Source organism: Agrobacterium sp. (assembly GCF_059499945.1).
The window spans coordinates 168,919-194,933 of record NZ_JCABZP010000003.1; the positions used below are offsets into that span (position 1 = coordinate 168,919).

37 protein-coding genes are annotated in these 26,015 nt (G+C 56.0%); 24 read left to right on the forward strand and 13 right to left on the reverse strand.

Going from position 1 to position 26,015, the window contains the following annotated elements; translation table 11 throughout:
- Positions 1-44 precede the first annotated feature (44 nt).
- The 8 genes from AC5I5B_RS02910 to AC5I5B_RS02945 form a co-directional block, all read right to left on the reverse strand.
- Positions 45-1,451, reverse strand: a complete 1,407-nt coding sequence (locus tag AC5I5B_RS02910) for an SNF2-related protein (RefSeq protein ID WP_495752298.1) — start codon at positions 1,449-1,451, stop codon at positions 45-47.
- Positions 1,451-2,077, reverse strand: coding sequence for a 3'-5' exonuclease (locus AC5I5B_RS02915; protein ID WP_495752299.1), 627 nt, complete (start codon positions 2,075-2,077; stop codon positions 1,451-1,453). The genes AC5I5B_RS02910 and AC5I5B_RS02915 overlap by 1 nt, the downstream gene beginning before the upstream one ends.
- Positions 2,078-2,264: 187 nt before the next feature.
- Complete coding sequence (locus AC5I5B_RS02920) at positions 2,265-3,503, reverse strand: DNA cytosine methyltransferase (RefSeq protein WP_495752300.1); 1,239 nt, start codon at positions 3,501-3,503, stop codon at positions 2,265-2,267.
- 64 nt (positions 3,504-3,567) lie between these two features.
- Positions 3,568-4,296: an ssDNA-binding protein gene (locus AC5I5B_RS02925; protein ID WP_495752301.1), complete on the reverse strand. Its 729-nt coding sequence runs from the start codon at positions 4,294-4,296 to the stop codon at positions 3,568-3,570.
- Between the two features lie 45 nt (positions 4,297-4,341).
- On the reverse strand, positions 4,342-5,640 hold the full coding sequence (locus AC5I5B_RS02930; protein ID WP_495752302.1) for a DUF2800 domain-containing protein: 1,299 nt from the start codon (positions 5,638-5,640) through the stop codon (positions 4,342-4,344).
- On the reverse strand, positions 5,637-6,254 hold the full coding sequence (locus AC5I5B_RS02935; RefSeq protein ID WP_495752303.1) for a hypothetical protein: 618 nt from the start codon (positions 6,252-6,254) through the stop codon (positions 5,637-5,639). Before AC5I5B_RS02935 ends, AC5I5B_RS02930 begins: the two co-directional genes overlap by 4 nt.
- 11 nt (positions 6,255-6,265) lie before the next feature.
- A complete protein-coding gene (locus AC5I5B_RS02940; protein ID WP_187772336.1) occupies positions 6,266-6,457 on the reverse strand; it encodes a hypothetical protein in 192 nt (63 codons plus the stop codon).
- A gap of 153 nt (positions 6,458-6,610) precedes the next feature.
- Complete coding sequence (locus AC5I5B_RS02945) at positions 6,611-7,084, reverse strand: hypothetical protein (protein ID WP_334426310.1); 474 nt, start codon at positions 7,082-7,084, stop codon at positions 6,611-6,613.
- 169 nt (positions 7,085-7,253) lie between these two features.
- Between AC5I5B_RS02945 and AC5I5B_RS02950 the strand changes: the two genes are divergently transcribed.
- From AC5I5B_RS02950 to AC5I5B_RS02995, 10 genes are all read left to right on the forward strand, one after another.
- A complete protein-coding gene (locus tag AC5I5B_RS02950) occupies positions 7,254-7,538 on the forward strand; it encodes a hypothetical protein (RefSeq protein WP_187772338.1) in 285 nt (94 codons plus the stop codon).
- Positions 7,539-7,557: 19 nt separating this feature from the next.
- Positions 7,558-9,972, forward strand: a complete 2,415-nt coding sequence (locus AC5I5B_RS02955) for a VapE domain-containing protein (RefSeq protein ID WP_495752304.1) — start codon at positions 7,558-7,560, stop codon at positions 9,970-9,972.
- 922 nt (positions 9,973-10,894) lie between these two features.
- Positions 10,895-11,512: a hypothetical protein gene (locus AC5I5B_RS02960; RefSeq protein ID WP_495752305.1), complete on the forward strand. Its 618-nt coding sequence runs from the start codon at positions 10,895-10,897 to the stop codon at positions 11,510-11,512.
- Between the two features lie 133 nt (positions 11,513-11,645).
- Complete coding sequence (locus AC5I5B_RS02965) at positions 11,646-12,587, forward strand: hypothetical protein (RefSeq protein ID WP_495752306.1); 942 nt, start codon at positions 11,646-11,648, stop codon at positions 12,585-12,587.
- A 28-nt stretch (positions 12,588-12,615) separates the two neighbouring features.
- Positions 12,616-14,541 (forward strand): DNA methyltransferase family protein, encoded by a 1,926-nt coding sequence (locus AC5I5B_RS02970; RefSeq protein WP_495752307.1) that lies wholly within the window; start codon positions 12,616-12,618, stop codon positions 14,539-14,541.
- A 1-nt stretch (position 14,542) separates the two neighbouring features.
- A complete protein-coding gene (locus AC5I5B_RS02975; RefSeq protein ID WP_495752308.1) occupies positions 14,543-14,758 on the forward strand; it encodes a hypothetical protein in 216 nt (71 codons plus the stop codon).
- 1 nt (position 14,759) lies between these two features.
- Positions 14,760-15,215, forward strand: a complete 456-nt coding sequence (locus AC5I5B_RS02980) for a hypothetical protein (protein WP_495752309.1) — start codon at positions 14,760-14,762, stop codon at positions 15,213-15,215.
- A 28-nt stretch (positions 15,216-15,243) separates the two neighbouring features.
- Positions 15,244-15,528 (forward strand): hypothetical protein, encoded by a 285-nt coding sequence (locus AC5I5B_RS02985; protein WP_495752310.1) that lies wholly within the window; start codon positions 15,244-15,246, stop codon positions 15,526-15,528.
- 9 nt (positions 15,529-15,537) lie between these two features.
- Positions 15,538-15,759: a hypothetical protein gene (locus AC5I5B_RS02990; protein WP_495752311.1), complete on the forward strand. Its 222-nt coding sequence runs from the start codon at positions 15,538-15,540 to the stop codon at positions 15,757-15,759.
- Between the two features lie 294 nt (positions 15,760-16,053).
- Positions 16,054-17,229, forward strand: a complete 1,176-nt coding sequence (locus tag AC5I5B_RS02995; RefSeq protein ID WP_495752312.1) for a helicase HerA-like domain-containing protein — start codon at positions 16,054-16,056, stop codon at positions 17,227-17,229.
- A 32-nt stretch (positions 17,230-17,261) separates the two neighbouring features.
- Here the strand turns inward: AC5I5B_RS02995 and AC5I5B_RS03000 are convergent, their stop codons facing one another.
- From AC5I5B_RS03000 to AC5I5B_RS03015, 4 genes are all read right to left on the reverse strand, one after another.
- Positions 17,262-17,447, reverse strand: coding sequence for a helix-turn-helix transcriptional regulator (locus tag AC5I5B_RS03000; RefSeq protein ID WP_495752313.1), 186 nt, complete (start codon positions 17,445-17,447; stop codon positions 17,262-17,264).
- Positions 17,447-17,989, reverse strand: a complete 543-nt coding sequence (locus AC5I5B_RS03005) for a hypothetical protein (protein ID WP_495752314.1) — start codon at positions 17,987-17,989, stop codon at positions 17,447-17,449. Before AC5I5B_RS03005 ends, AC5I5B_RS03000 begins: the two co-directional genes overlap by 1 nt.
- Positions 17,990-18,411: 422 nt before the next feature.
- Positions 18,412-18,900 carry a hypothetical protein gene (locus AC5I5B_RS03010; RefSeq protein WP_495752315.1) on the reverse strand — a complete coding sequence of 163 codons (489 nt, stop codon included), beginning with the start codon at positions 18,898-18,900 and terminating at the stop codon, positions 18,412-18,414.
- Entirely contained in the window at positions 18,897-19,583 is a 687-nt protein-coding gene (locus AC5I5B_RS03015) for a hypothetical protein (protein ID WP_495752316.1), read from the reverse strand. The genes AC5I5B_RS03010 and AC5I5B_RS03015 overlap by 4 nt, the downstream gene beginning before the upstream one ends.
- A gap of 260 nt (positions 19,584-19,843) precedes the next feature.
- On the opposite strand from AC5I5B_RS03015, the gene AC5I5B_RS03020 reads away from it, so the two are divergent.
- The 11 genes from AC5I5B_RS03020 (at position 19,844) to AC5I5B_RS03070 (ending at position 24,566) form a co-directional block, all read left to right on the forward strand.
- Positions 19,844-20,017, forward strand: coding sequence for a hypothetical protein (locus tag AC5I5B_RS03020; RefSeq protein WP_495752317.1), 174 nt, complete (start codon positions 19,844-19,846; stop codon positions 20,015-20,017).
- Positions 20,014-20,427, forward strand: coding sequence for a helix-turn-helix domain-containing protein (locus AC5I5B_RS03025; protein ID WP_495752318.1), 414 nt, complete (start codon positions 20,014-20,016; stop codon positions 20,425-20,427). Before AC5I5B_RS03020 ends, AC5I5B_RS03025 begins: the two co-directional genes overlap by 4 nt.
- Positions 20,428-20,462: 35 nt before the next feature.
- Positions 20,463-21,329, forward strand: coding sequence for a TAXI family TRAP transporter solute-binding subunit (locus AC5I5B_RS03030; protein WP_495752319.1), 867 nt, complete (start codon positions 20,463-20,465; stop codon positions 21,327-21,329).
- A gap of 177 nt (positions 21,330-21,506) precedes the next feature.
- A complete protein-coding gene (locus AC5I5B_RS03035) occupies positions 21,507-22,094 on the forward strand; it encodes a hypothetical protein (protein WP_495752320.1) in 588 nt (195 codons plus the stop codon).
- Positions 22,095-22,103: 9 nt separating this feature from the next.
- Positions 22,104-22,370, forward strand: a complete 267-nt coding sequence (locus AC5I5B_RS03040; protein WP_495752321.1) for a hypothetical protein — start codon at positions 22,104-22,106, stop codon at positions 22,368-22,370.
- On the forward strand, positions 22,333-23,001 hold the full coding sequence (locus tag AC5I5B_RS03045) for a hypothetical protein (protein WP_495752322.1): 669 nt from the start codon (positions 22,333-22,335) through the stop codon (positions 22,999-23,001). The genes AC5I5B_RS03040 and AC5I5B_RS03045 overlap by 38 nt, the downstream gene beginning before the upstream one ends.
- A gap of 43 nt (positions 23,002-23,044) precedes the next feature.
- Positions 23,045-23,707, forward strand: coding sequence for a hypothetical protein (locus AC5I5B_RS03050; RefSeq protein ID WP_495752323.1), 663 nt, complete (start codon positions 23,045-23,047; stop codon positions 23,705-23,707).
- Between the two features lie 2 nt (positions 23,708-23,709).
- Positions 23,710-23,943, forward strand: coding sequence for a hypothetical protein (locus AC5I5B_RS03055; protein WP_495752324.1), 234 nt, complete (start codon positions 23,710-23,712; stop codon positions 23,941-23,943).
- Entirely contained in the window at positions 23,940-24,197 is a 258-nt protein-coding gene (locus tag AC5I5B_RS03060; protein ID WP_495752325.1) for a hypothetical protein, read from the forward strand. Before AC5I5B_RS03055 ends, AC5I5B_RS03060 begins: the two co-directional genes overlap by 4 nt.
- Entirely contained in the window at positions 24,194-24,343 is a 150-nt protein-coding gene (locus AC5I5B_RS03065) for a hypothetical protein (protein ID WP_495752326.1), read from the forward strand. The genes AC5I5B_RS03060 and AC5I5B_RS03065 overlap by 4 nt, the downstream gene beginning before the upstream one ends.
- Entirely contained in the window at positions 24,333-24,566 is a 234-nt protein-coding gene (locus AC5I5B_RS03070) for a hypothetical protein (protein ID WP_334426342.1), read from the forward strand. The genes AC5I5B_RS03065 and AC5I5B_RS03070 overlap by 11 nt, the downstream gene beginning before the upstream one ends.
- Here the strand turns inward: AC5I5B_RS03070 and AC5I5B_RS03075 are convergent, their stop codons facing one another.
- Positions 24,567-24,854, reverse strand: a complete 288-nt coding sequence (locus AC5I5B_RS03075; RefSeq protein ID WP_495752327.1) for a hypothetical protein — start codon at positions 24,852-24,854, stop codon at positions 24,567-24,569.
- 47 nt (positions 24,855-24,901) lie between these two features.
- Between AC5I5B_RS03075 and AC5I5B_RS03080 the strand changes: the two genes are divergently transcribed.
- From AC5I5B_RS03080 to AC5I5B_RS03090, 3 genes are all read left to right on the forward strand, one after another.
- Positions 24,902-25,105: a hypothetical protein gene (locus AC5I5B_RS03080; protein WP_495752328.1), complete on the forward strand. Its 204-nt coding sequence runs from the start codon at positions 24,902-24,904 to the stop codon at positions 25,103-25,105.
- A gap of 75 nt (positions 25,106-25,180) precedes the next feature.
- Positions 25,181-25,465, forward strand: a complete 285-nt coding sequence (locus tag AC5I5B_RS03085) for a DUF7352 domain-containing protein (protein WP_495752329.1) — start codon at positions 25,181-25,183, stop codon at positions 25,463-25,465.
- Complete coding sequence (locus tag AC5I5B_RS03090) at positions 25,465-25,953, forward strand: hypothetical protein (RefSeq protein WP_495752330.1); 489 nt, start codon at positions 25,465-25,467, stop codon at positions 25,951-25,953. Before AC5I5B_RS03085 ends, AC5I5B_RS03090 begins: the two co-directional genes overlap by 1 nt.
- The last annotated feature ends 62 nt before the right edge of the window (positions 25,954-26,015 follow it).

Sequence of the window (26,015 nt, forward strand, 5' to 3'; positions counted from 1 at the left end):
GCGCCCCGATTCACCGTCATGAAATGTCACATCTAATGTGAAAGTCAAGGTTTCATTGCAAATGTTTGAATGATGTGGTCTTGCGTCGATTCCTTGCGGCTAAGGACTGAGAGCGCTCTTTCATCATATGTCCCGCGTGCAATTATCGGATAAATCAAGACTTGGCGCGTCTGACCGGGTCGCGGAAGGCGCATGTTCGCCTGCTGCCAAAGCTCGAGGGAGAATGTCAGACCATACCAGGCGGCGATATGCCCACCGTACTGAAGGTTGGTACCATGTCCGATCGACGCTGGATGCGCCAGCAGCTTCCGGATCTTTCCCTTGTTCCAGTCGCCGACGAGGTCACCCTTATAGTCGTTGGCGACCACCGCATCAGGATACCGGGTCTTGATTTTATCCTTGTCGAATTTGAAGCTGTAGAAAATAAGCAGGTTCTCGCCGTGTGCGGTTTCGACGAGTTCTTCCAATGCCGCCAGCTTGGCGTCATGAATTTCCACAACGCTGCGGTCTTCGCGGTAGAGACTGCCGTTAGCAAATTGCAAGAGTTTGTTCGCGAGGACACCGCTCGAAACTGCCTCCACGTCGTAAGGCTCGGTGTAAAGCGTTCTCTCGAAGTCTTTGTATTCTTCGAACGCTTTCGCCGGCAGGTCGACCGGCATCGGAATGAACTGAGGTTCCTCCGTCACTTTCTCCTGCGGGATCGTGACGATGAGATGGTCGATCTTCGAAAGGATCTTCTCCTCGGCTCCGGGCTTGATCGTCACGGCATGCGTGAACCGGTCTTTGTCAAAATACTCTTTCTCGAAATCGGACTTGCTGCGGCCGAGGGCTTTCCCTTGGTCGAGCAGATATGACTGCGCCCATAGGTCTATAACACCCTGCGGTGCAGGCGTGCCGGTCAAAAGGAAAATCCGTTCGATCTTTCTGCGCGCCGTCGTCATGATCCCAAACCGGGTCATGTTGCCACCCTTTGAGGCGCGAACAGTCCCATCAGCACGCTTGGTCTTGGTGGCCTTAGTTCGCGCTTCACCTGCCTTGAATCGGCTGGACTCGTCGATGATGACCGTGTCCCAAATCCAGTTCTCGACCGTGCGAATATGCTTCGCCAACCATGACAGGTTCTCCGGATTGATGGTCGTAATCTCGGCACCCTGCGCGATTGCGGCGGCACGCTCGGAAGCGTCGCCCACGGCGATAGCGCAGGAGATGGCCTGCGTGTGCGCCCACGCCTTAACCTCGTCGTGCCACGTGTTCAGAGCTACATAGCGAGGGGCGATGACAAGGACGTGCTGAACGTCGAAACGGTTCAGCAGGTAGGTCAATCCATCAAGCGTGGCGCCAGTCTTGCCAGAGCCCATGCCGCTGATGATCAGTTTGGCCTTTTCGGTGCGAACGATGCGGCTAATAGCCTGCTGGCCGGCACGCAAGGCTGAGCGGGTGCGGAGAGACATCAAAGGCCGTCGAGCAAGTCCGATGCTGCATTAGTCGGAGTGCTCCAACCCGCAGACGACGACGGCAGAGAGGTTTGCACCTGTGAACGACGACGTAACCCTTGCCAGTAAACGGAAACCCATTTCGCCTGATGCTTGGCGTCATCGAGAGCTGTATGTGCGGTCCCCTCGAGTTTTTCGTCGAAAGTAACTATGCCGTCAGCCAATCGCTTGATCGTCCGGCAGTCGCACACATTCCAGAATTTCCACGGAGCGGGGCGCTCAATGATCCGTCCGAACGCATATTCGAGGATCGAGATGTCGAACGAAGCGCCGTTGCCCCACGGCTTCACGTTATCGCCGTGCTTCAAACAGAACTCATGGAACTTCGTGAAAACGAGGTGTGACGGATGCTTGCCGCGAACGACCTTCTGGCGCGCTGCATCGCCCTGCCCGAGCCACCAGCGAATGGTCGAGCCCGACGCCTTGCCGTAGCGCATTGCGTCTTCGACATCGATCGCTGCATCGAAGGTCTCGCCGAGTTCACCGGTCTCAGGATTGAAGAAAACGGCGCCGATCGCAACGACAGGTGCGTTCACGGCGGTTCCAAGGGTTTCAAGGTCGATCATGAGGTCGGTGAATTTCATAGGAGGTCTCCTAGCAGGTCGGCGATGGGTTCGAGGTCGGGTTCGATTCCCCACTCGATGCAGCTTTTCAGATATTCGTGCCGGTCAACCTCCATGCAGAGGCCGTCTCCGGATGCCAAAACCACCTCTGGAGGGACTTCCGAGGAGAAAGCGCACCCACTCTCGGGATGAACGTAGTAAAAGCGGCTCACAGCAGGTCTCCGATCAATTCTGCCGTCACGCGGCGAGCATCCAAATGAGCAAAGAAGTCGGCACAGGCTTGGATGAAGACGCGCGTCGCTTCCGCGTCGACGGCGTTCCCGTAACCTTTGAGCATTCCTTGGCGCGACTTGCCTTCAAAGGCGCTGCCTGATCCCACTCGGGAGGCAGCGCCATGAGCCAGCGGGAATGTGCCGGGTTCAACTGGCCGCCACTTTCCATCCCGGCAAAAGAGCCAATCAGCATCTCGCCAGAAACCGTTAGTCGGGCTGGTTCCGACAAATTCTGCATCAGTTGCTGTGGACCCATTTCGTCTTTGCGATCCCCGCCACGGGACCGAAAGTTGTCCGTCGTCGGCGTCTGCCATCCCGCCAAATTCGCCTGACGCGGGAGTTGGTCGAATCGATCTTTCCCCGTGTCGGATCGAGGCTTGATGTCCGCCCCTGAATCCTTCCAGTCCCTCGTCGTCGTCGTCGTCGTCCATCCAGACAGACTGACCGCGTCCGCCAGATTGAGGCCAAACCCCTTCGCCTTGCGCGCTTCCGGTGTCTCGCCCTTGCCGTGGTTCGTGACTGTCGCAGTCGGCCGGCCGGCGAGCGATGTCACTGTCACCAAGTCGGAATTGTGGGAATCGTGATCCCTTCGTTTCAAATCCGCTCCCCGGCCGGCGTCCGACGCTCTCGGCGAGGGAAACCCTGCTTGCGGCAGATCGTAGATCGTAGGCATGGAACCGGAGTCTTTGCCGGATGTGCGGTGCGCCGACGCTCGCACTGCAGGTATCAACCGCCCCAAAGGCGTAGTCCGATCCTTCCATGTCATTCGATACAATGTCGAGCCAAGTAAGTCCGTCCTTGCTTGCAACCTGCTCGCCATAGACTTTTGCAGGGCGGCACTCTCGGATGAGATGGTGGGCGTGCGGCCAAAGGTGCCGCTCGTCATCCACCCCTGCTCCTTTGCCTGCCGCGGAGAAAGGTTGGCAGGGACATGAGAGGGACCAAATTGCAGTGTCATCCGAGACGCCAGCGCGACGGAAGGCGTAACTCCAAACTCCGATGCCAGCAAAAAGATGAACCTGTCGAAATCCTCTAAGGTCATCCCCACGCAAATCTTCAACGCTTCGTCGATCGACAATGCCCGGCGCAATGACTCCAAGGGCAATAAGGTTTTCGAGCCAGTCGGCGGCGTATTCGTCAATTTCATTGTAGAGGGCATACGGCTTCGCACCCATGGCTCAAGGAATTCCTCTCAAAAGTTGAAACTGGCGACACAGTAATGCCGCCAGTTCCGCTGGATCAGAAGTCGAGGAGATCGTCGTCAGACGAGGACTTGGTCTCTTTTTCCGAGGAGGTCGACGGGCCGCTATCGAAGCTGTCGTCTTCTTCAAGATCATCGAAGTCGTCGGCGTCGACGTAGATGCCGCCGCCCATGCGCTCGCCTTCTTCGTGAGAGCGGATAGCTTCCGCCGAAGCGAAGATGCCGCGAGAACCCTTGTCCGTGCCGAAAAACGATACGATCACGTCCGCGTAAACGCCGCCATAGAAGATATCGAGGATTTCAGCCTCCTCAAACACCTTGTCGGCCTTGACCTGTTCCGCGGAAGCCTGATCGCGCAGACCACGTTTGCGACGATCGAGAAGCTTCGGGCGTTTCTGCCCTGCCGAAGGACCAGACGCCGAGAAGGCGTAGTTGCCCTCGTAACCAGCGTAAGGTTTGCCCTCTTTGTTCTTGAACTTCTCGCCTTTGCGGAAGCAAACCCGCTTCGGATTGTCTTCGAGAATATCCTTATAGGCGTCGGGATTCTTCCACTGCTTCTCACCGGCCGCACGAATAGCTGCCATGATTTTCTTGTGGTTCTCCTCATAGTGAGGCGAATCCTTTTCATTGATGATATTCAAGCCGTGTTTCGGCTTCGCGTTGGGATCGTCGCTCGTCTTCTTTTTTTCCTTCAACGAGTCGGTGAAGGACAGACGAACGCGCTTCAACTGGACGGTGCGACCGTCGGATTTTTCTTCGATTGCCATTTGTCGGTTTCCTTTTTCTCGGTAGTTCGGTTGCAGCGGCTGTGGTTAGTCGAGGTCTTCAAATTGATCCGCAATCGGCGTGACCTCTAACGCCGGCTTTGGGTGGTCTACGGGAACCAGTTTCGGTTTCCCGTCTGGTCGGTCGACCAGTTCCTGCAGAGCGTCCCACGGTTCGGGCATACCCTTCTTTCGCTTGCCCGGCTTCATGAGCCGGTCGATGTCCGTGAAGCCGATGAGTTGGCGTGGCTTGTAGGCCTTCTCACCCAGTGCCCCGACCAAAATGGCCTCTGCCTCGGCAGGCGCGGTGAAGTATCTGTTTCCGAGCCCGCCATCGATGGCCTTGGAACCGGGGTCGGGGTCGCCATCCAGCGCCGCCTGCAGCGACTGCTGGTGCAGCTCGGTGAGCCAGGCACGTGCGGCCTTGGAATGATTGACGATGTAGAAGCGCAGGGCGCGCGGCATCTGCGCGGGGTCCGTGAACTTCGGCTCAGGCTCGCTCGGGTCGAGCAATGCACTGCCAAACATCTGCATGAGCCACTGATTGCGCGCCGCACAACCGCGCTTCGTCTTGCGCACGGGGCACCAGCGGCAGCCCTTCGTCGACGGAACGAATTCCACGTCGCCCCGCTCGATCCGCGAGAACACCCGTTTCACTTCCTCGCCAAACTCCAGCAGCTCGGCGAGCGTGATTTCCCAAAACTTCATCCCACCCGCGCGGGGCTGGTCGATATTCAGAACGACATCCTCGACCTGCGGGCGACCAAGGTGCTCCCAAGCGCCGAGGGCGTAGAGACGGAGCTGCCTCGTGCCGACAACCTCGACTGGCTCCCCTGCCCCATCCTTGTAGTCGCTGACGCCGAGCATCTTTCGGTACAGGAATGCAGTGTCGCAGGTGCCAAACTGACCGGGCAGCCAATGCGACAGGTCAACTCGTATCTCAACGAGCGGATTGTTTGTGTGCTGGCGGATCCAGTCGATACCCGCAACGAGACGATCAGCCATATGGTCGTCAATCTTGAACGAATGACCGTCGGCTGTCAGCGTGGCGCCGACGAAATGATGCGGGTCGCATCCAAGATCAAGGCAATGCTCCCTGATCTCATGCATAACGGTCCCTTCGGCCGAATAGGCGGTGGAGTCCCTGCTCAGGTCAAGCGTCTCGCCCTCATAGGCCGAATAATCCTGCTCATCCTCATCGTCGACGACGGGCGCATCGCAATCTTCATCAAGATCGCTTTCGCTCAACTCACCCTTGGCGACCAAATGGTCGATCAGCGCGACCGAAGCCGTGCAGGTCATCCACCGATCCGCCGATGAGGGTGATAATCGAGCGTGCGCCTTCATGGACGTATCTCCAAAGCACGGCCAACAGGCCAGCCATCACGCAAGCGTCGGCGAAGTCGCGTATAAGGTATACCTGTACGTCGGCTCCATCCGGCCATGCTGTCGCTGATGCCGTTGCATTCAATGTTGCAGACTGTAGATCGGTTAGCTGCTTGGACAGCAGGCAACGCCCACTCGCAGTTTCCTGGACGATAACCCTCGTCGTTGTCCTTTCGCTCGATCGAGTGACGCTTGCTCGGGCGAGGTCCCATATCGCGATAGAACGTTTCGAAGCTCTCTTGCCACTCGGCGCAGATCGTAATCCCTCTACCACCATATCGATGGTAGAAACGGTTCTTTGGATTAAGGCAGCGGGTTTTCATCTGCGTCCAGGCGCGATACTCCGCGCTGCCTTTCAGACCATGTTTTGTGAATTGTGAGACTGCAAATTCCCGCCGAAAACACCCGCAGGATTTGACCATGTTTCGTCGTAATGCCTGAGCATCGACAGTCACGGAACCGCCACAGTCACATCGGCAAACAAACCGCGCCCGACCGTGGCGATTATTCTCGGCGCGTTCAACGGCAACAAGCCTCTCAAAACGCTCACCGGTGATGTCGATAAATTTGACCATCGTACTAACTGTCAATCCATCTTCGAGCGAACAAAACAGTCCTTTGCCTGCAACAGGAGTCGCAGGCCGGCAGACTTCTCCGGGCCGTCAGGAAGTTCTTCTTCCATCGCGCGTGCGAGAGACGCGCATTGACGCGAGACCTCCTTGAGACCCGGGTCGCGAAGATGCTCGAACGTGAAATACTTCATAATGGGGGAAGGCATGTCTTTCTCCTAAAGGCGTTTGGGGAGGAAGCGCAGAGGTGGGAGGCGGTGGGAACCTGGACCACTCTGTCGGGAGGAGGAGAACATTGCAGTCCTACTCTGCGCTTCCCGCCGAAACGCCCCCGACCGAAGTCGGAGAGCGTTGGCGCCGGATCAGTCCAGGAGGTCGTCTTCAGCCTTTTTCGGCGTCGTGATGTCGCCCTTTTCCTTGAGCTTCGCGATCTGAGACTTGAAGAGATCGTGAGCTTCGGGCTGGATTGTGCTGAAGAGGCCCTTGCCGGCTTCAACCTTCGGATCGCGGATTTTTTCGTGGTTGAGAAGCGCCTTGACCTTCTCCTTACGGGCAGCGCGCTCTTCTTCGCGATCGCTGGCGCCGATATAGTCGCTGGCGGCATCGGTCAGCGCCTCGATCGGATTAACACGGTCCTCGGGGCTCTCGCTGATCGCACCCTTGTCGGCGGCGGGCTTTTCAGCCTCTTTGGTCTTCGTCGCCGACTTGGACCCGGTCGCGGCGGCTGCCGTGGTCTTTTCGATGGCGTCGGCGCGCAGATCATGCAGTGCCTGGGTAATAACGGTCAGCTTGCTGACGGCAGCAGTCAGTTCGGAAATGGTTGCTTCTAAGCTCATTGATGTCTCCATTGGTTCGGCGGTCAATTACACTTCTCTCGTGTAATTTCGATTTTTATGGCACGACACCGGGCAACTTGCAACACTTTGTTGGAATTATTTCTCACCTATGTTGAAATTTAGAAATGAGGCGACTAAGGTGCCTCCATGTTTCATTAGGGGTTCGAATATGGATCAGCCTGCCAATACCAAAGAGCTGTATGAGGGTGAGCTTTACAGCCTCCTGCGCGATAAGCTGCCGTCGGAGTATGTTCACGACGGCAAGGTAAACACGCGCCTTTTAAGCGAAGCCACTGAAAACGCTCGCTTCACCATTTATCGCTGGTTCCACGAGAACAAGTTATCTCCGAAGGCGATCAAGTCGCTTCTCGAAGTTTCAGCGAAGGCCGATCGACCGGACGAAAAGGACCGACTCACCAAGAATGACCTGATTCCGTTCCTCCCCATCCCCTGATCGAACGGGACAGTAATCCATGCTCACCGAAAACCTCGCTCTCATCGAAGCGGGCGCCGCGCTGCATTGGCTGCGACCTCGCGACAAGATGCCGATCGAAGATCACTGGTCCTCCGCACCGCGCTACTCGGCCGAGCAGCTTCGAAACAGCTACCGTCAGGGCAACAACGTAGGTCTTAGAACCGGCGAACCGTCTCGGATTGACGGGTTGTATCTGCATGTCATCGACCTGGACATTCGCAAGCCTGAAAAAGCGAGTGAGGCATGGGCAGCGCTGGTCGAAATGATGCCGGCAGCTAAATCCCTGCCACGGGTCATCTCAGGATCAGGAGGCGAAAGCCGTCACATCTATTTCCTCTCGACCGAGGCGCTCGCCAGCAAAAAGCTGCACAAATCCGACGGTTTCGAGATGGTGTTCGATCCAAAGAAGGGTCGCGACGTAAAGAAGAACGACTGGGAAATCGACCTCAAGGGCACGGGCACCCAAGTCGCCATCCCACCTTCCATCCACCCCGACACCGGGAAACCGTATCGATGGGAACGCCCGCTTGATCTGGATTTCACCGAGCTTATGGTCGCGAAGATCAGCGGCGCGCGCGCTGTTGCAGCGGAACCTGATGACGACGACCTGTTCGCGATCGTCCGCGCCGACCCGCTCGACATCGACGATGAGGAAATTCAAGCCATCCTCGACGACCTTCCCGAAGACTGGGTCGAGGATCGCGACTACTGGCTCACCGTCGGCATGGCCTTCCATCACCAGTTCCGTGGCGAAGATGAAGGGTTCGAGGCCTGGTGCGACTGGTCAGAGCAATCGGCCAAGTTCGACCGCAAATATTCCGAGGTCAGGTGGAATTCCTTCAAGGGCAAACCGCACCCAGTCACCTTCCGCACGCTGATCCAGGCCGCCAACAGCAACCGCATGTCACAGGATCTCGATCTCGACATCGAAACTGACTTTGACAAGCCTGCCGTCGATCTGTCCGACCTCTTAGGCGACGCGCCCTCCCCAATTCCCGCGAAAGCGGAGATTGTCGACGAGATCGACCCCAACTGGATGCAGCGCTTCCATCGCAATGAAGAAGGCGAGTTAAAAACCACTCTTCCGAACATCAATCTGATTGTCGAAAACGACCTCCGCGTCCGCGGTATCGCCCATTTTAACGAGTTTTCACAGGAAGTGGTGCTCCGGGCTTCGCCGAAGCGCGCGAAAAAGAAACGCGACGCGGCCTACGAGCCGGTCAATCTGGACAGTTCGATCTGGAAGGTGAAGGACGAGCTGAACGGCGACAACTGGACCGATAGCCATGATATCGCCATCCGATCGCTGATCGAGACCAAAACTCAGCTCCAAGGCTACGGCATCAAGGTCTCCGACCGCGACTTACGTGGCGCGATCGACATGGCCGCCCACAAAAGGACGTTCCACCCGGTTAAGGAAGTCATCACGTCAGTTGAATGGGACGGGGTGCCGCGAGCAGAGACGATGTTCGTCGACTATCTCGGCTGCGAGGACAACACCTATAACCGACAAGCCGCCCTTCTCACCCTCGTTGGCGCGGTGGCGCGCATATTTCAGCCCGGCCACAAGTTCGATTTCGTCCCGATTCTTGAAGGTGTCCAGGGTAAGGGTAAATCCACCTTCATCGAGGTCCTCGGGCTCCAATGGTACGGTGAACTGACAGGTGATGTCGGTGATCCGAAGCAGATGATCGAGGTGATGCAGGGCAAATGGATCCTCGAATTGGGCGAGCTTTCAGCCATGCAGCGGTCAGAGGTCAACGACCTGAAGGCGTTCGTCAGCCGCACGCACGACAAGGCTCGTCTTGCATGGGAGAAGCGCGCGAAAGAGTTCGGCCGTCAGTGCATTTTCATCGGTTCGACCAATGATCGCGAGTACCTGCGAGACCAGACCGGTGGCCGGCGTTTCTGGCCGATTGTCTGCAACCTCCCCGGTGACAAGCAGATCGACAACCTGAAATTCCGCGCCAACGTCATGCAGATTTGGGCGGAAGCGGTATCGATTTATCAGCAGATGATGAAGCAATACGCCTATCTGCCGACCCTACCGCTCTACATGCAGGACGAAGCTGCTCAGATAGCCCACGAGATGCAGGAAAGCCGTCGTGTCGAGACTTCCGAAGAGACACTGGCTGGCGAAATTGCCGCCTGGCTGGACACTCCGCTAGGGGCCGAATTCGAAGACCTGGACGACGATCTGCCAAAGATCTACCGCGAAGATACCTGCATCGCCCAGATATGGCGAGAGATGATGGGACGCGACGGTTCCGTTCCTCATACCGAAACGATCAAGATCGGCCGCGCGATGCAGATCGTAGGTTGGGACAGATCAAAGGGAATGGTGACAGGTCTCGAGATCAATAAAAAATACGGAAAATGCCGCGTTTATACGCGACCCGACGAAATTGATTAGGATCGAACTTCGATTTTATCGCATTTGACCCCGCTACGGCGGGGTTTTTGCTGAGATGCGCTGTATCCTATTTCCTCGACAAATGCGCTGTATCGCATCCTTAAACGACCGATACAGTAGGGGCTAAGGCAACTGTATCGGGCAACTGTATCGCAAATACGCATTAAAAATCAGTATGTTATCTCGTCTGATACAGTTGATACAGTCAATACATACGGATTCCTATATCTTTTCCTTATTTACCCCTTTTTGCTTTTACCACTGGTTCGTGCTCCGCACTGATTATACCTCTCTATAAACAACTATATAGAATCCTACTGTATCAACTGACTCACTGTATCAACCATTGATTTTAAAGGGAAATTTCCGATACAGTTGCCCGATACAGTCTAAATCCAACTGTATCAGCCGCTTCATCGATCGATTTTATCCCATTTTCTCGCCTGAACGTTACAACATTACGCCTCAAAAGTCGTTTCGTTGCCGAAATTTTCAAATTGCGCGTGAATCGCGGTCGGTGCCTCCCGCCCCCTCGGCGCCACCCCCAGGAAGGACCCAAAGCCACTATGTCATTGTTTTAATTGATCTTTTAGCGATAATCGATCCTATCACATGATGCGATACAGCCCATTTGCACCTTACCGAGACGCATTGAGACACGCTGCTCCGCTGCAGTAACGATGAGACGCACAGAGACAATGACGACAGCTCAACACACGCACAGACGCATTGAGACGCAGCGACACGGTTTCGTCGATGATGTAAGCAGGAAGGCGGGCAACAATGGCCCTCAATGTATCCGGCAGCCGTGAACTAGGCCGAACAAACTAACTTTCACTTTTAATGTGAATGTCTCTTGCACTTCGCATATTTCACGTTTAGATTGGAATTATCGAAACGAATACGAAACGGAGACGCACCAATGACCGATTTCTGGACACGCTTTAATGAAATGGCCGCTGCAGCCGAATTGACGGATACGGGCAAGCTATTTGCAGATTCTAATTTCCATGTCGGTCACAATGGTGGCGGCACGTCCGCATGGGAACGGCAGGTAGGTGAAACCGGCTGGAAAGTGCTTATGACTGACATAGGTGGTTGCGACCATGTATCAGAGGACGGCACATGGATTGTCGGCGCGCATAATGACAATGGTGACTATGTGGATCGTTGTGTAGAGGCCGCAACTGTTGCCGAAGCCTTGGCAGCGGCGGACGCTTTTGACCTTGCGTTGGGTGGTCACGTCGTGACACCTGCCGCCACAATCGGCGAGAAGATTATCCTAGCCCGCGAATTCGGCAGCAAGGTGCAAGAGGAATTGAGCCGTGCGGACTTCCGCTCCGTTCTGGAATTGAACCGCAACGACTCTGCCGCATGCCACACGCATGACTTTTGTGACGCTAACATGCTGATGCTTGAAGCGTTCAAAGTCACTTTCGAACGTGATCCGGTATTCCTTACCAATCCCGAAGATGTGGCAGATTTGGCCCTTTGGAATGACGCATGGCAGATTGCCAAGGCGGCTGAATTCTTCGCTTAGGCGCTGCCATGATCCACCCGCTTTTATTACCCTTCACCCTCCCTGCAGTCCTGTTGGCCGGTCTCCAGTTTGGCCAGCTCATAGCACCGCTCTTTCTGTAACCACACTTTCAACTTAAAAGAGGAATTCAACCATGAACGAGTTATTATTATCGGCGTATCGCTTTCACCGTTCGGACATGCTTTCGCGTTGGAACCCTACCCGCCACGGGCTGAAGGGTATTCCGACGACGTTTGCTGTTGCTGCCCTTGATAAGGCGCGCCGTGATGCTGTGAATTCGGTACGCCGTTATGCAGCAAGCCCTTGGGCAAAGCCCGTCACCAACGGCAGCACGGACAACGGCTGCAGGTGGATCGAAAACCCGGCTGCCATGGGTCTCCGTTTCGTCGGATATTGCGACGTTCTCAGCGACTCCATTCGCCACACGGGATGGTTCACAGACCCGCATCAGGACGGCAAGATTCGCGGTTGCGTCTACCGGTTGCCCGGACGCGGCGGCAAGGCGCGCTTTGTGGCCGCCCATGACAATGAGGACAATGGCGCGGCAGATTGCGGCGGTCCTGCATATGTCGACTTTTCCACGGTTTACCGGTCCGACTTCGTGGCTGAAATGCGTTCAGCATTGCGCGACATCGGCAAGTGTTACCAAACCTCCGCCATGCTGAACCCCAGTTACTGGGCGGAAGCCGCGCATGAGACGGCGAAGAAAGAAGCCGCACGCGCCGCAAATGACTTTGCAGAGTCAGAGGCCGAAAAGGAACGGGAATATCAGACCGCATGGCAGGCCGGTTCTCAATATGCCGATTGCCTTCAGAAACTGGCCGCAATCCGTGAATCGGTTCGCCAGACTATCCGCGACATGAAAGGTGCATGCGCCACGTTGCGCGCCCTGCCTGATAGCCTGAAAGCCCGGCTGCGTTCGTCCATCAAAGCGGAATTGCGGCAACGGGAAACCATTTTCCAGCGGATGGAACGCCTCAAAGGTGGCGAAGCGGACTCGCTCTATTTCTGGCCGGGCGATGAACGCCTTCAGGCTGCTTTCAACGAAGGCGCCGATTGCGTCGTTTTGCGCTAATTTTCACGTTTTAAGAGGAATTCGAGATATGACTTACGCAATCGGAACCCCTGTTATCGACCCTTACGGCACGCGCGGATTCATCGGCGCGGCGCTCGAACCCGAGTCAAAGATTTTCATCATCGGCGCGGGCATGTCGGAAGTCCGAACCGAATATGAAGTTTACTTTGAGAACGGCAGGGTGTCCCGCCTGTCTGACGGCATTGTCGCGCCTTTCATCGACCGCGCTAGTCACCTGCCCAAAGTAGAAAACATCGAAGAGCGAAAAACGGAAATTCGCGCTATCGAACGCGCGGCCAAAGATGAACAGCGACGCGCCGCGGATGAGGCGACCGAGCGCCGGGCAGCCTTCAAAGCCGAAGCCCGTGAAAAGACTCCCAAGTGGGCACAAGCCGTTATCGTTGCGGAACTGCAGGCGGACCGGTCCGATAGCATGACAGATTATTTCCACTCGCAAACCATGCGCACCGTCATTCTCGGATTTTCGCGACATACCCGTGACCTGTTTCCAGAAATGCGCAAATTTGCCGCCACGTTTGAGGAAACGGCGCATCTGGCAGACGCTCCCGAGTCGGCTGAACACCGTGAAAAATGGTCTATGGGCGCGGGATACTATCTTAAGGCGGGCTATCGTCATGCTGACGGTTGGCAAGTTCGCAAGCTGCGGCTCCATAACGGCGCGGACTCCATGCCGGACTATGCCGAATGGCACATTTTTACACCTGCCGAAAACGTTGCGCCTGCTACTGAAATCGCCAACGTCAAAGGTATGCGGCTCGAAGAGCACACGCACACGACAAAGGGTTTTCAGATGTTCATTGCGATCATGCCCGGCCGCGTGGAACGCGACGAATTCAGCCGCTTGCTTGACGCCGCAAAGCTTTTGGGCGGCTGGTATTCCCGCCCATGGAACGGCACGCCGGGCGGCTTTGCCTTCAAGGATCGCGCTAAAGCGGAAACATTTGCGACAGGGCAGCCAGCCGCAGAGTCGAGCGAAGCAGCGTCGCGCGCGGTCCCCGGCATGGGTGATAAGCTGCGGGAGATGGCGGACCGCCTGCAAAGTGACATCGATCATAAATTTGCCAGCCGCCAAACAAACACCCCGAAGCGGCGGCGGGAGGCAGACTCGGCACGACTCGAAGGTAACAGACTGGAACGGACACAACAGGCATTACGCGCTCTTGCCGCTCATCATGACGCGGGCACGGTTCCGGCTATTCTCAGTAAGGTGACAAGCAAGGCGAAAGCGTTCGAGCTGATGGCGTCTGTTATAGACCGCACGAATGCCGGTTACTATGACGCCGGAATCGACACGGGTAAACCGGCGATAACGACACCCGAAGCACTCGCCTTGTGGGCTATGATCCAAGGGCAATCGGAGGAAAAGAAGCAAGCGGAAGAGTTGCGCCGCAAGGTGAATTCCCTGCAGTTTGCCAACATTCCCGGTTATTTCCCGACTCCTGTCGCCATTGTTTCCAACATGATCGAAGCTGCTGAGATTCCGCATAGCGAACCGGTCGACGTGCTCGAACCTGAAGGCGGGAGCGGCGCGATCCTGGACTGCGTTAAAGTCGCCTGCCCGATGGCCCGTCTTACGACATATGAACGGCACGAAAGCCTGCGGGAGGTTCTGAGGCTCAAAGGCTATTCGTTGGCCGGTTCCGACTTTCTCGAAGCTGAACCCGTGCGGACCTTTGACCGCGTTCTAATGAATCCTCCCTTCGAAAACGGGCAGGACATGGCGCACGTCCGACATGCGTTCGATTTCCTCAAACCGGGCGGCCGATTGGTTGCCATCATGTCGCCCGGTCCGTTTTTCCGTAAAGACCGCAAAGCCCAAGAATTCCGCGATTGGTTCGAAAACCTTGGCGGATACAAAACGGACATTCCGGCAGGGGCTTTCAAGGAAAGCGGCACGGGTATTGCAACCGTTATGATCGTGCTGGAGGCGTAAAATGGCACGTCTCACTTACTGGGAAGCGCGGGCTTTGGCGTCGACATTCGGTTTCAACCCGCTCGAAGATTTCCACGCTATGAGCACGGCTAGCAAAGACGCCGTCGTTCGCGCCGCCGACTCCGTGAAATATCGGCAGCCCAAGAATGCAAACGGGAGTCGTGGGCGGTACTTCGCCGCCTATATTCGCCGCATCATTGAAAAAGGGGATATTTAAAATGACAAGCACACTTGAAGCAATGCGCGCCGATAGGCCGGTTTCCGGTCACACCGCCGAATGGCACTTTTTCCGCTCCTATGTCGACACGGCGCTATGGTCCAGCGTCAGCGACCACGACTCGGAAGGTCCCGTTATCACAGATGAGCACGATATCCATGACGTGTTTTGCTTCACACTCGAAACCATGCTGCAGGATTGCGCCCGTTTCTATGACGCCAATAAGGAGCATATCCATTGCGACGGCGCGCCGCTTTCCCGCGAATTTGAAGGCTCGATTGCAGCACGTGAAGCCGCCATGGCAGGTCATGATTTTTGGCTAACGCGTTGCGGACATGGTGCAGGCTTTTGGGATGGCGACTGGCCGGAACCGGCTGCAACCGCGCTCGATACCGCAAGCAAGGAATTCGGCAACATCGATTTGTACGTTGGCGACGACGGGCAGATTTACGCCTAAAGTTTCACGTTTAAAGAGGAATTACACAATGTTTCGGGAAGTCGACAACACACAACGGGCAGAATGGGCGCGGGTAGCAATTGACGCCTTTATAAGGGTAACCCGCACTGATGAGGGTGACGCGATATCGGACCTGCTTTGCAACCTCATGCACTATTGCGCGGAAAGCGAAACGGACTTTCTCGCCGAATTGAATCGGGCAGCGCTGCATTTCCAGGCTGAAACCGAGATTGAGGAAAACGAAGACTCGGACCCTTCGGCCATGGCCGAAAACCCGCACCACTATCAACGCCATGACGGCATGGCCGATTGAGGGGCAACCATGAAACAGGTAACTTGGCATATCGCAAACTTCGCTATCACCTCATATGGCAATGGGCTGGCCTATGCCGTCACCAATGAAGCGGACGGACGCGAATTCTTTTTGCAGGGCGACGACGCCACCACATGGCGCGATCAATATGACGCAGCGGACGAGTCAAGCGATGAAACCGCCCTGCCCGCCTTCCTTCACCAAAGCATGAGCGACTACGCCACGGCGTGACGTTCCTTGAACGGCTGGCGCAATCCGGCCGTTGCGGGAATTTCACGCCAACGGAGTCAGAGATATAGCCTTGCCATGGTCAGATATGAAAATAGCGTTCCCCTGCAACAACCCTGAACGTCTCTGGAAAGCGACGGATACCGGTAAAGCGGTTTTCCCGTCCAACTGGGAACTATCCGAGACAGATTGTTCCGGCACCCGCTGCGTTGCCATTTTTCGTGTTGAATTGACAGGCGAACCCCTTGTTATTCAGGGCCGAGACGTTGCCGCGCAAGTCAGACGTTGGGGGCGGTAATGACTTACGCCCTTTCCATCGGACCAGGCGCACAGATTCCATATCGGTATCTGTCGCGCCATGTCGGCATTTTTGGCGCTACGGGCACGGGTAAAACCACGACACTAGGAGCGATCGCGGAACGCTGCCCGTGTCCGGTTTTGGTGCTGGACGCGAAAGGCGACTTGGAGTCGCTAGGCTCAACTCTGATATGCCCGCAAATGCGCATCGATGATTTGGGGGCGGACTTGATCGCACGTGCCCTTAATCTGTCTGAGGCGCAAGCGGGCGCGTTGGCGATTGCCCTTGCATGGGCGGAAGATATCGGCCGCGCCGTCGCCACGCTGCAGGACTTGCGCCAGCTATTGAATGACGCCACGCGGGCGAACCTTTCCGACTCCTATGGCCTGATATCGCCTGTTTCGGTTGCTGCCGTTCAACGTGCCATGTTGCGTCTCGAGCGCGGCGCTACGTGGGCGTTCGGCAATGCCCGGCATGATCCACGCGACACGAAAGCTATAACGGTCTATGCGGCCTCAGGACTAACCCACCTGCCCGGCCTCTATGGTGCATTTGTCGCGCATGTGCTGGATTCGCTCTATCGCGGCCTTGGCGAGATTGGCGACGCTGGCGCGCCTGGACTCATGGTTTTGATCGATGAAGCGCATTTGGTTTTCGACGGCGCAAGCCCGGCCATTGTGCAGCGGATAGAGCAAATCACGCGGCTAATTCGATCCAAGGGAGTCGGCCTCATTTATGTGACTCAAGCGCCGTCGGACCTGCCGCACGTCATTAGCGGGCAATTGGCGACGCGGATTCAGCACGCCTTGCGCGGCGCGACTCCGGTCCACCAAAAGGCCTTGAAGGCTGCAGCCGATACCATGCCGGGCAATATCACGGCTGCCGACATTGCAGGACTTGGAACTGGGCAAGCGATTGTGTCTGTTCCGAATGCTGCCGGCGCTCCTATGCCGGCTTGCAAGGTTGCAGTGTCGCGCGGCTCCAAGCCGCTGCACAGCGTGGGCGTGTCGCGGCCTGTCGTTCAGCCTGCAACCGCGCCAATGGTCTCGAGCGAAGCGACGTATGCGCCAGATCCAGGTCTATGGGAACGCTTGCGCGGGAAATGGTATTTCATGCCCGTGTCGATTGGCCTTGTGTTGTATGGGCTTGCGGCGCTATCGAACGCTATGAGTTAAAGAAAAGCCCGGCTTCAAAGGCCGGGCTTAGTCTATTTTGATTGGTCCGTGGTTTCAGCAATCCATTTCTCAATGTCGCTGCTTTTCCAGACTGCAAACCGCCACGAGATGCGGGTTTGTTTGGGAAAGGTTCCCGCACGAATGCGACGGTAAATCTCGGCGCGGGATAACGTGGTGACTTTCGACACGTCGCCGACTCGCAATAGGCTCGTCTCCATTAGTAGCCCCTGATGTGACCCGTGGGCACAATCTGCCGTGCGTTCTGAGGTTCGCCAAAGGCCGCTATTTCCAGATTTTGCAGCCGCGTCATGAGCCCGGCCATGAGTTCTTCGGTGGATTGAGTGCTGGCGTAAACCGTCTCCAAGTTCTCCTCAAATGAGAATTGGATTTGATTCCGTCGCCGTTGCGGCAATGAACGGCGATGTTCTTTGACGTGAACAAGTTTGCCCTGCCGGTATGCCATGAAAACGTCAATCAGGAGCTTGCGGACTTGCGCGGCCTTCGGCGTGCGGGATAGTGCGCATATTACAAGCGCCTGCCCTTCGTTTAGATAATAGGCCGTGAATGCTTGCCCTCTAGACTGCCCGCGCCGTACGGGTAGTGGGCCGTACATCCCAAGCTCCTCTCGATTGCGGTTGATTAGTTCCCGGATATCGTACGAACGTTTGAATTCGAGATGGGAAGCCAATTCGGTATCGAGAAGACGCGGCTCATCGTCAAAATCAATGAGGGACTCTGCAGGGATAAGAACGTTTTGCATAGTGAGTTCTCCAATTGAGGTGAACCCGGTTCCACGCTCTCAATCGTGGTGGCCGGGCGTCAACGGGTTGAGAGACCGGAATTGGAGTACCGGCAAGCCTCACGGCTTCCCATTGCGCCCGACCATAGAAAAAGCGCCCGTAGACGGTTCTCTAAGGCGCTTGTGCGCTCCAATTTGGCGGCTCTCAACCCGCACCGCGACTCCGTCACGGCACGATTAGGGAAACGCAAATCGGCGCATATTACAAGCCCTATCATCTAAGAAAATAAATTTCAACTCTATCGTGAAATTTTTATTTCATGTGTTATGTTATCACATATCATGGCGGATTTCGTCGCGAAAAACCGGTCGCTCTACAACACCTGTATCCGACTACGTTAAAACGCCCTCGGAGAAATCTGCACCTAGGAGAAATCTACATATCACTCGAAAGCTGTTTCCAGTCTCTTCACCAAGAGACCTAGGGCCAACCTTTTTGCGCCTTGTATCGCGCCGGCGTCTTCCAGTTTTTTCATTTCGGTGTACTGGTCGGCCGTCAAGAAATTCAGTTCGTCATCCAGCGCCCTCACGCCATCCACGTCACCGGAAAACGCTTTCGCAACACGGCGCGACGCCGTTCTCGTGGAGGTTCGGTCCATTGCACTTAGCAGTCCCGAGGCAAGTACGAGGTTGCTCATATCTGCCGGATCAAAAGGAAGAAGTGTTTTAATGGTCGCATATGCGTCGTCCTCGGTGGCCCCATACTTCACGAGAATGTTCGCCATCTTTGAAAGGAAGGCAGGATCATGAGCGGGACCGTCCACCGAAAATTTGACCATGGGCGAAAAATCTGATGCCGAGAATGGCTCCGCCGCCAAGGCGGAAGTGGAAACAACTGTTGCCAGAAAAACCCCTCGGAGAAATCTCATCATTGGGCCAAGGCCTCCTGAAACACCGATGCAGGCATTTTAGCCACAAAGCTGCGGTTTTTGCCGACTAGTTTGAATTCGAAACCTGTCTTAGCGGCTTGCTCGAACTGGTCCTTGGTCAATTCGATCGACCCCTCTTCAATGATCGAACAATTTCCACCGCCGCAGCCAGCCAACTGCTCGCGTACTACAGCATAGGGTAACTTTTCACCGAAGGACCAGGCTTCATGGAAGGATGCCCATCCGACGCCGGTTGACGTGTAGCGGACGGCGATCCCGTATTTGGTAACACCTTTCTGAGTGCCTATAATTGCCGCTGCGTTCAGGTTGTCCAGAAGGCCTGTATGAACGGAATAGAAAGCGGAGTGCTTGCCCTTCATACCGGTGTGGACATCATCCACGGTGCCCGGCGTTGACGTGCAACTTGCGAGAAGTGCGACAACAAGCGCACCTCGGAGAAATCTGATCATCCCTGTCTCCCTGCCCTCGGAGAAATAGGGATACCGGGGCCTCGGAGAAATATCAATTATTTTCACTTCTCGATTGACTTCCTGCAATATCGTGCAATATTGCTCATTAAACGTGAAATTCAAAGGAGACGTGACCATGATGAGACGATCGATTTTTTCCGCAGCAACCGCCCTCCTCGCCTCGTTGGGCTCCACTATCGACTTGGCGCGCGGCATGCAGGTCGTTCCACTGCACCGGGCAGCCGATTTCAGCCGCCCGAAAACCCGTCGCACGGGTCGAAAGTATCCGCATTCGTCAACGAGGCAGAATAGCCGCATTGCTCGTCAGCTTGCAGCCGGGCGGCTCAATTTCGCGCCCTGACTTTCACGTTTTACGAGGAATTCGAAATGAGCATGCTTCTTTACGCATTCGCAACCGGCGCTCTGACCGCATTCCTCTTTGGCGTGCTCAGCGGCCGTTTCGAGAGGGATCAGTGATGAGCCTTAAACGCGATGTCCGCGACGCACAGTTACTTCTCGAACGTGCGACCGCCTGTTTCGACCGTCATCGGGGCGCAGCAGATCGCATCAACGCGGTGATCGAAAGCACGGTGACGTTACTCCTCACCCTCTCCGTCGCCTCGGCTGCCTCGATCATGGGGCTGCTATGAGCCCTGAACCAAAAACAGCCGAGGAGCTGCTGGCGCGCTATGCCGATGTCCGTCGGCGCATCTACGGCGCACCCAAGGTCGTCAACATAGCCGCGAAACCGAAGTTGGCCGCACCCGTCGTCGAGCCTACGCGCCTGATGACGACGAAGGAACGCATCCTCGCACTGTTCTGCAGGCGTACAGGGCTTTCTGCCGACCTGATAACGAGCGACCGCATGCAAAGGCACGTCGTCCTCGTGCGGCAGGCCTGCTGCTATTGGATGGTCCGCAGAACCACGTCGAGCCTTGTCGAGATCGGCGCCTACCTCGGCAGTCGTGACCATACCACCGTTCGTCATGCAATCCGCAGCTATCCCGCCAAGCGCGGGGCGACCGGCCGCAACCTCAGACCGGTGCGGAGCATACGATGACTTCCAACCGACAATTCAACCCAACAGGAGACAACATGAGGAAGCTTTTCATCGGAGCGGCGCTCGCGCTCGCTTGCATGTTCACCAGTCCGGCCGCCGCACTTACGCTTTGCACTGGCGCCGCCGACCAGCCCTATGCCGCAGCGGGTGAAATGATCCGCGCCGAAGCGAAAGGAGCAGGCCTGACCGTTGACGTTGTCAAAGACACGGGTGGTACCTGGGGCAACATCCAGCTCAGCCTTCAGGGCAAATGCGATGCCTTCGTTGGTCAGCCTGACGGACTGGCCTATCTCAAGCGCACCGAGCCGGCCAATGCTGCCAAGTTCGTACCCGTCGCCGATCTTCACCGTGAATATCTGCACGCGCTCTGCGGCAAGAACTCAGGAGTCGACGACATAGGCGACCTCGAGAGCGACCCGAAGAAGTATTCGATTACACTCGGCGAACGTGGGTCGGGCGCTTGGCTCATCTGGCAGAACTTCATTTCGGAAGACGCTGATTATGCTCCGGTCCGTCAGACTGACGAGTCCGGTGATATTGCACTATCCTCGGTGAGCAACGAGCAGACGACCTGCATGTTGGTGCCGGCAGCACTCGGCAACACACTGGTTCGATCGGCTGACGAGTTCTACGGCGAAAGCTTGTCACTGGTCGGCGTCAACGACCGGGACTTCGACGATGCTGTCGATCCGCAGGGCAAGCCGCTCTACGCCTACGCTGAAATCCCGAGCAAGACCTACAAGAAGAACCTGCAGGGTTGGTTCTCCGACAAGTCGACGCTGACATGGCTGGCGAAGGTCTACGTCAACAAGGACGCTGTCGCTGACCAGGCCGAACTGAAGACATTCATCCGCTCGGTCATGAAGGCGCGCGGCGGCATCGTCTCCAACTTCGGGAGCTGACCGTGGTCATCGCCCTCCTCAACAATCTTCCCGATCTGATCCTCGGTTTCTGCTGGAGCAGCGTCCTCTTCTACGTCGGCCGGCGCTTTGAGCGCTGGATGGCGAAATGAGCCTCTTTGGTTTCCGGCAGGTCAGAGATGCCGGTTTCCCAACAGGTTCGTTCAACGGAGAATTTTCATGCCAACTGGATTCACTGCTGCCGTTGAAAGCGGCGAAATCACCACCTTGAAGCAGTTCGCTCTCCAATGTGCCAGAGGTATGGGAGCATGCATTACGATGCGTGACGCTCCTTTTGATGCGCCAATTCCAGATCAGTTTGAGCCGGAAGTCGAGTTTTATCAGACACGTCTTACGGCAGCACACGAGCTTCTCAAAGTGTTGGAAAATCTGACGCCTGAGCAGTGCGACTCGCGGGCCGCCAATGATTTCAGAGAACTCACAGCTAATTTTGAACAGCGGGAAGCTGAGCGGAAGGAACGTAACGCTCGTTACGAGAGCATGTTGCAAAAGGTCCGCGGCTGGACAACAGAAGCCGAAGGCATTCGCGATTTCATGCTCCAGCAGCTCACCATCTCGATTGACACATACGCTGGTGAGCCACCGGTCGAACTTACCGGAGCCCAATGGTTGGTAAAAACACGAAAAGAAGCGCTTCGCGACATCAGTTACTACGAAACACACATCGCCGACGAAATCCATCGTGTCGCACTACGGAACCGGTGGCTGGCCGATCTCCGCCGCAGTCTTGCAGATGTCAGGGGATAGGATTCGTTGATGATCCCCGACAAACAAGTCAAAGCGAAAGAACTCGACGAGGTGCCGGCAGGCTATCGCGGCCTCGGCCCGTGCCTCAACGAGACGCACCGAGCATACCTCTTCCAGTATTACGGCCACGAGGTCTGGATCCCGAAGAAGGTGCTCGTGAAAGCCGAAGGCGGCTTTTGGGCGCCAGCGTGGTCGATCGAGAGCAGCAAGAAATTCAAATCAGGATCAACGGTGGACTATGACAAACAGAGACGAAATCTCGAAAGACGTGGATGAACTGCTGGCAGGCTGGTTTGATGGCGAACGCTATGCTGTCGACAAGAATGACATCGTCGAGCTGGTGTTGAAGCACAGCGCTGTAGCAGCACAATCTAACACAACTCTCGTTGACCGAGTGGGGCGAGCGATAGCTAAAGCTGATCCTGAATTGCGCGGTCAATTCGATGAATCCGAGATGGGCGATTACTTTTGGGAGAAATGGTCACACGCCTATCGACCTCAAGCCGAAGCGGCCATCGTCGAAGTCAGCAAAGCGGCTCCCCCAACTCATCGACACAAGAAGCGCGGCACCGAATACGTGCTGCTCGGCGTCGGAAAGATGCAGGCGGAGAAGTGGTTCGAGTACGATACCGGCGCATCTGCTGACATGCGCGAGGTCGCAGTCTATCGCAGCATTGATGACGGCTCTTTGTGGGTGAGGCCGGTTGAGGAATTCAACGACGGACGCTTTGAGCCCCTCACCTCTCTCCTCCCAACTGTCTGGATAATGAGAACGGCTGACGGCGGGTTCTATCCGATCCAGCCGAGCGACAAATGCAAACCTGAGGACCACGGCCGGCTGAATGACCACGTCGTCAGCATTGAGGACTTGGAAGGCAACGTTCTTTGGAAAAGGAGCGCGCTATGAACCGCAACAAGCTACAGATTGCCGATTTGCGGAGACCGGAACGATGATGACCACCGAAACGCAAGCATCAGAAACGACCGTTGACGATCATCTTCGAAACCTCATTCAGCTTATGAAGCGTGGCGCGCGCCTAAAGCTATTTGATCTCCCTGACGATCCATCGTTTCTTAGCTCGAATATCGGTGGCGGTATGTCGCAGGCCATTGCCGACCGCCTCGAAGCCGCCCTGTCCGCTGCGGAGCCCGTGGGTTGGCAGTGGCGAAACCCGCGATGGACGGTCGGCGACCAGTGGCAGCATTGCCCCGATGGGCCAAGAGAGGACAAGCTTCCTGGCACCGAGTATCGCCCAGTCTACGCCGCCCCAACCGCGCCATCCGTGGCTGTGAAAGCCATTCTTGCGGAGTTGGACAATGTTCTGGTTAACGACGAGCAGGACCGGGAAACCCTCGCCAAAATTCGAACGATGGTTTCCGCCCTCTCCGCACAGGTGCAGGACGTGGCGGAAGGTTGGCAGGTGGCGTCAAATAGCGGTTCTGTTCTCATCTACTGCTTGAAGCAGGACGGATGGCGTAAAGGCGAGCCGGTGATGGTGAATGACATCATGATCCGCGTTGAAAACGCTAATAGGTCATCTAACGAATTGCAGCCTATTGTTGACGCCATTATGCGCGCTCTCCCCGCAGCACCCGCAAAGCAGGAGGGCTAGATATGAGCGAGATTTTAAATCAGATTTTGTTTCCGCTCGGCCTGTTGGCAGGTTTCCTCGGATACAGAATCTTGTCCTATTACCTCAGGACAAAGGAGATTGAAGGCGACAAGTCTGCGTCTTACGGCACCGTCTATAAAATCGATGGTCCGATACAATACGTGGAAACAGCACATCACGAGGAGATTCCTCCCCGCATTCTCCACAAACACACCAACATCAGGAGTGGGGAATGAAGTTCCATCCTGATGTCCTAAAAGCACATGCTCAGTTCGGCGGCGACCTGCGATCGATGCAAAAGTGCTACGAGCATTCTGATCTCGTTGCGGAAGTGGAACTGCTTCGGGAAGCATTGGGACCGTTGGCAGCGGTCGTTTCCGATATCCCTGCGTCTTGGGATGACGACCATCAATGCGTCACCGCGTGCGGGCATTTCCGCCGCGCAGCCAGCGCTCTCGAGGAGTCTGTTTTACGGGGAACCTGCCGATGACCTCCGTTCTCCTCTGCATTATTTACGCCGGCATCGCTGACGGCTTCGCCGAAAAACACGGTTTCTGGAAATCACTCGTTTGGCCCTATTTCGCAGGCTCTCTGCTGGCAGACGCATTTGAACGGAAGAAACTCGATGACCTTTAAACTGACGCCGGAAGCGCAGGCACGAGCGCAACAATACGAAGACTGGTCACGCAGGAAACGAGGTGAGATGCGCGCGCTGTCAGACGAGAACCTGGTTGCGACCGCGAAATTCTACATGTCGCACATGGCGCCGATGCAATTCGCACCGGGTGAACCGGTCTACGACGCCACGATGTGGCACATCATCTTGCCCGAGTTAATGGCCCGTGTCGCCAGCCGTTGACTAATCCCTCGCCAGCTTCCCGATGATCCAGTTGTTGTTGCCCTTATTCCCGCACTTCATGCAGCGCAGCTTCGGACGCAGCTGGTTGAGGAACACGTTGTTACCGAAGCGCCGAACCAACTCCCGGCGATCGAGCCACCCTTCCCGCTCACAACGGGAGCATCGGCCTCCGAACACGTACCACTCCGGATAGGCATTGAGCGTCGGATACAGATCACGACTCACCGTCCCTTCGTAGATCACCCGAAAGGAATCCGGAACCAGGTTTATGCCGCGACGGTGTTTCATGTTCCTATTTTGTTCACGTTGAATGTGACAGTCAAGAGGACGCTCGGATGAGCCCACAGAAACAGTTCTGGTTTGCCGTCGGTCGCAGTCGCAAGACATTCGAGGTCTCAGCGCCGAGCGCTTATGCCGCCAAGAACGTCATGTCCAAGTTCATCGCCGATCCAAAGAATGGACTTGGCTGGAATACCCAGTTTGAGCGGTTGCCCGCCTGCCCCGTCAAAAGGCCTCAGAAGATCAGTTCAAACGCATAGAATTTCACTTTTAATGAGAATTACAGTTGACGCGATTTAATTTCACTTTTATCGTGCAATTCTGTTTAGGAGACGATGAAAATGTTTACCGTCCACAAGGCCACGATTAATTTCGAAGATATTGCCGACTGCGTAGAACTCGATTGCCCGGCTCAATCCGAAATCCTCAGCGCCGCCGTTCAATACCCTGGGCAGATTGCGATTTGGTATCGATGCGATCCGGGTCGTCCCAAAACCCGCCGCACTATCCACGTCGTGGGAACCGGATTTCCAGCGCTTGCTGACGCTCGCTTCATTTCGACACTTCTTCTGCGGAACGGCACCCTCGTATTTCATCTGTTTGATGGGGGAGAAGCGTGATGAAAAAGGTCACCATTTCCCAAGCCTACGAAGTATGGAACGATCGCGCAAATGGTGCGGACGAAGGACGCAGTACCAGCAAGGGCGGCCGAGCATGGCTGTCAGACGAGTTCCAGCTTTGTGAGCTTGAAGCCCTTTGCATGATCCTGCGACACGAAGCCGGAAAGCTCGCCGAAGGGCTGCCTGAGTTGCTTCGAAACATGGAGTCCGTTCCAAACCTCGCCTCCCTGTCAAAGCGCCAGCAGGACATCGCCGTGACACTCTATGCCCTCGACCCCGACTTCGCTGTCACCTTCAAGTGGATATCCAGCGAGGCTGGCATCCACAACGACGAAACCGCTCGCAGCATCACCCGCGCATTGGCACGCAAAGGTATCACCGAGCATGTGCGCGGTTTGATGACTGATGAAGGTGAGGTCTGCGGGTCGGGTTACCGTTTGACCAACATGGGTCGACAGATGGTCAAAATCGCAGAAGGCGGTGTGTGATGGCTGATAGTTTCCTTGGCTTTCACACCATCTATGGCGATGAAGGTGAACGGCGAACCTCG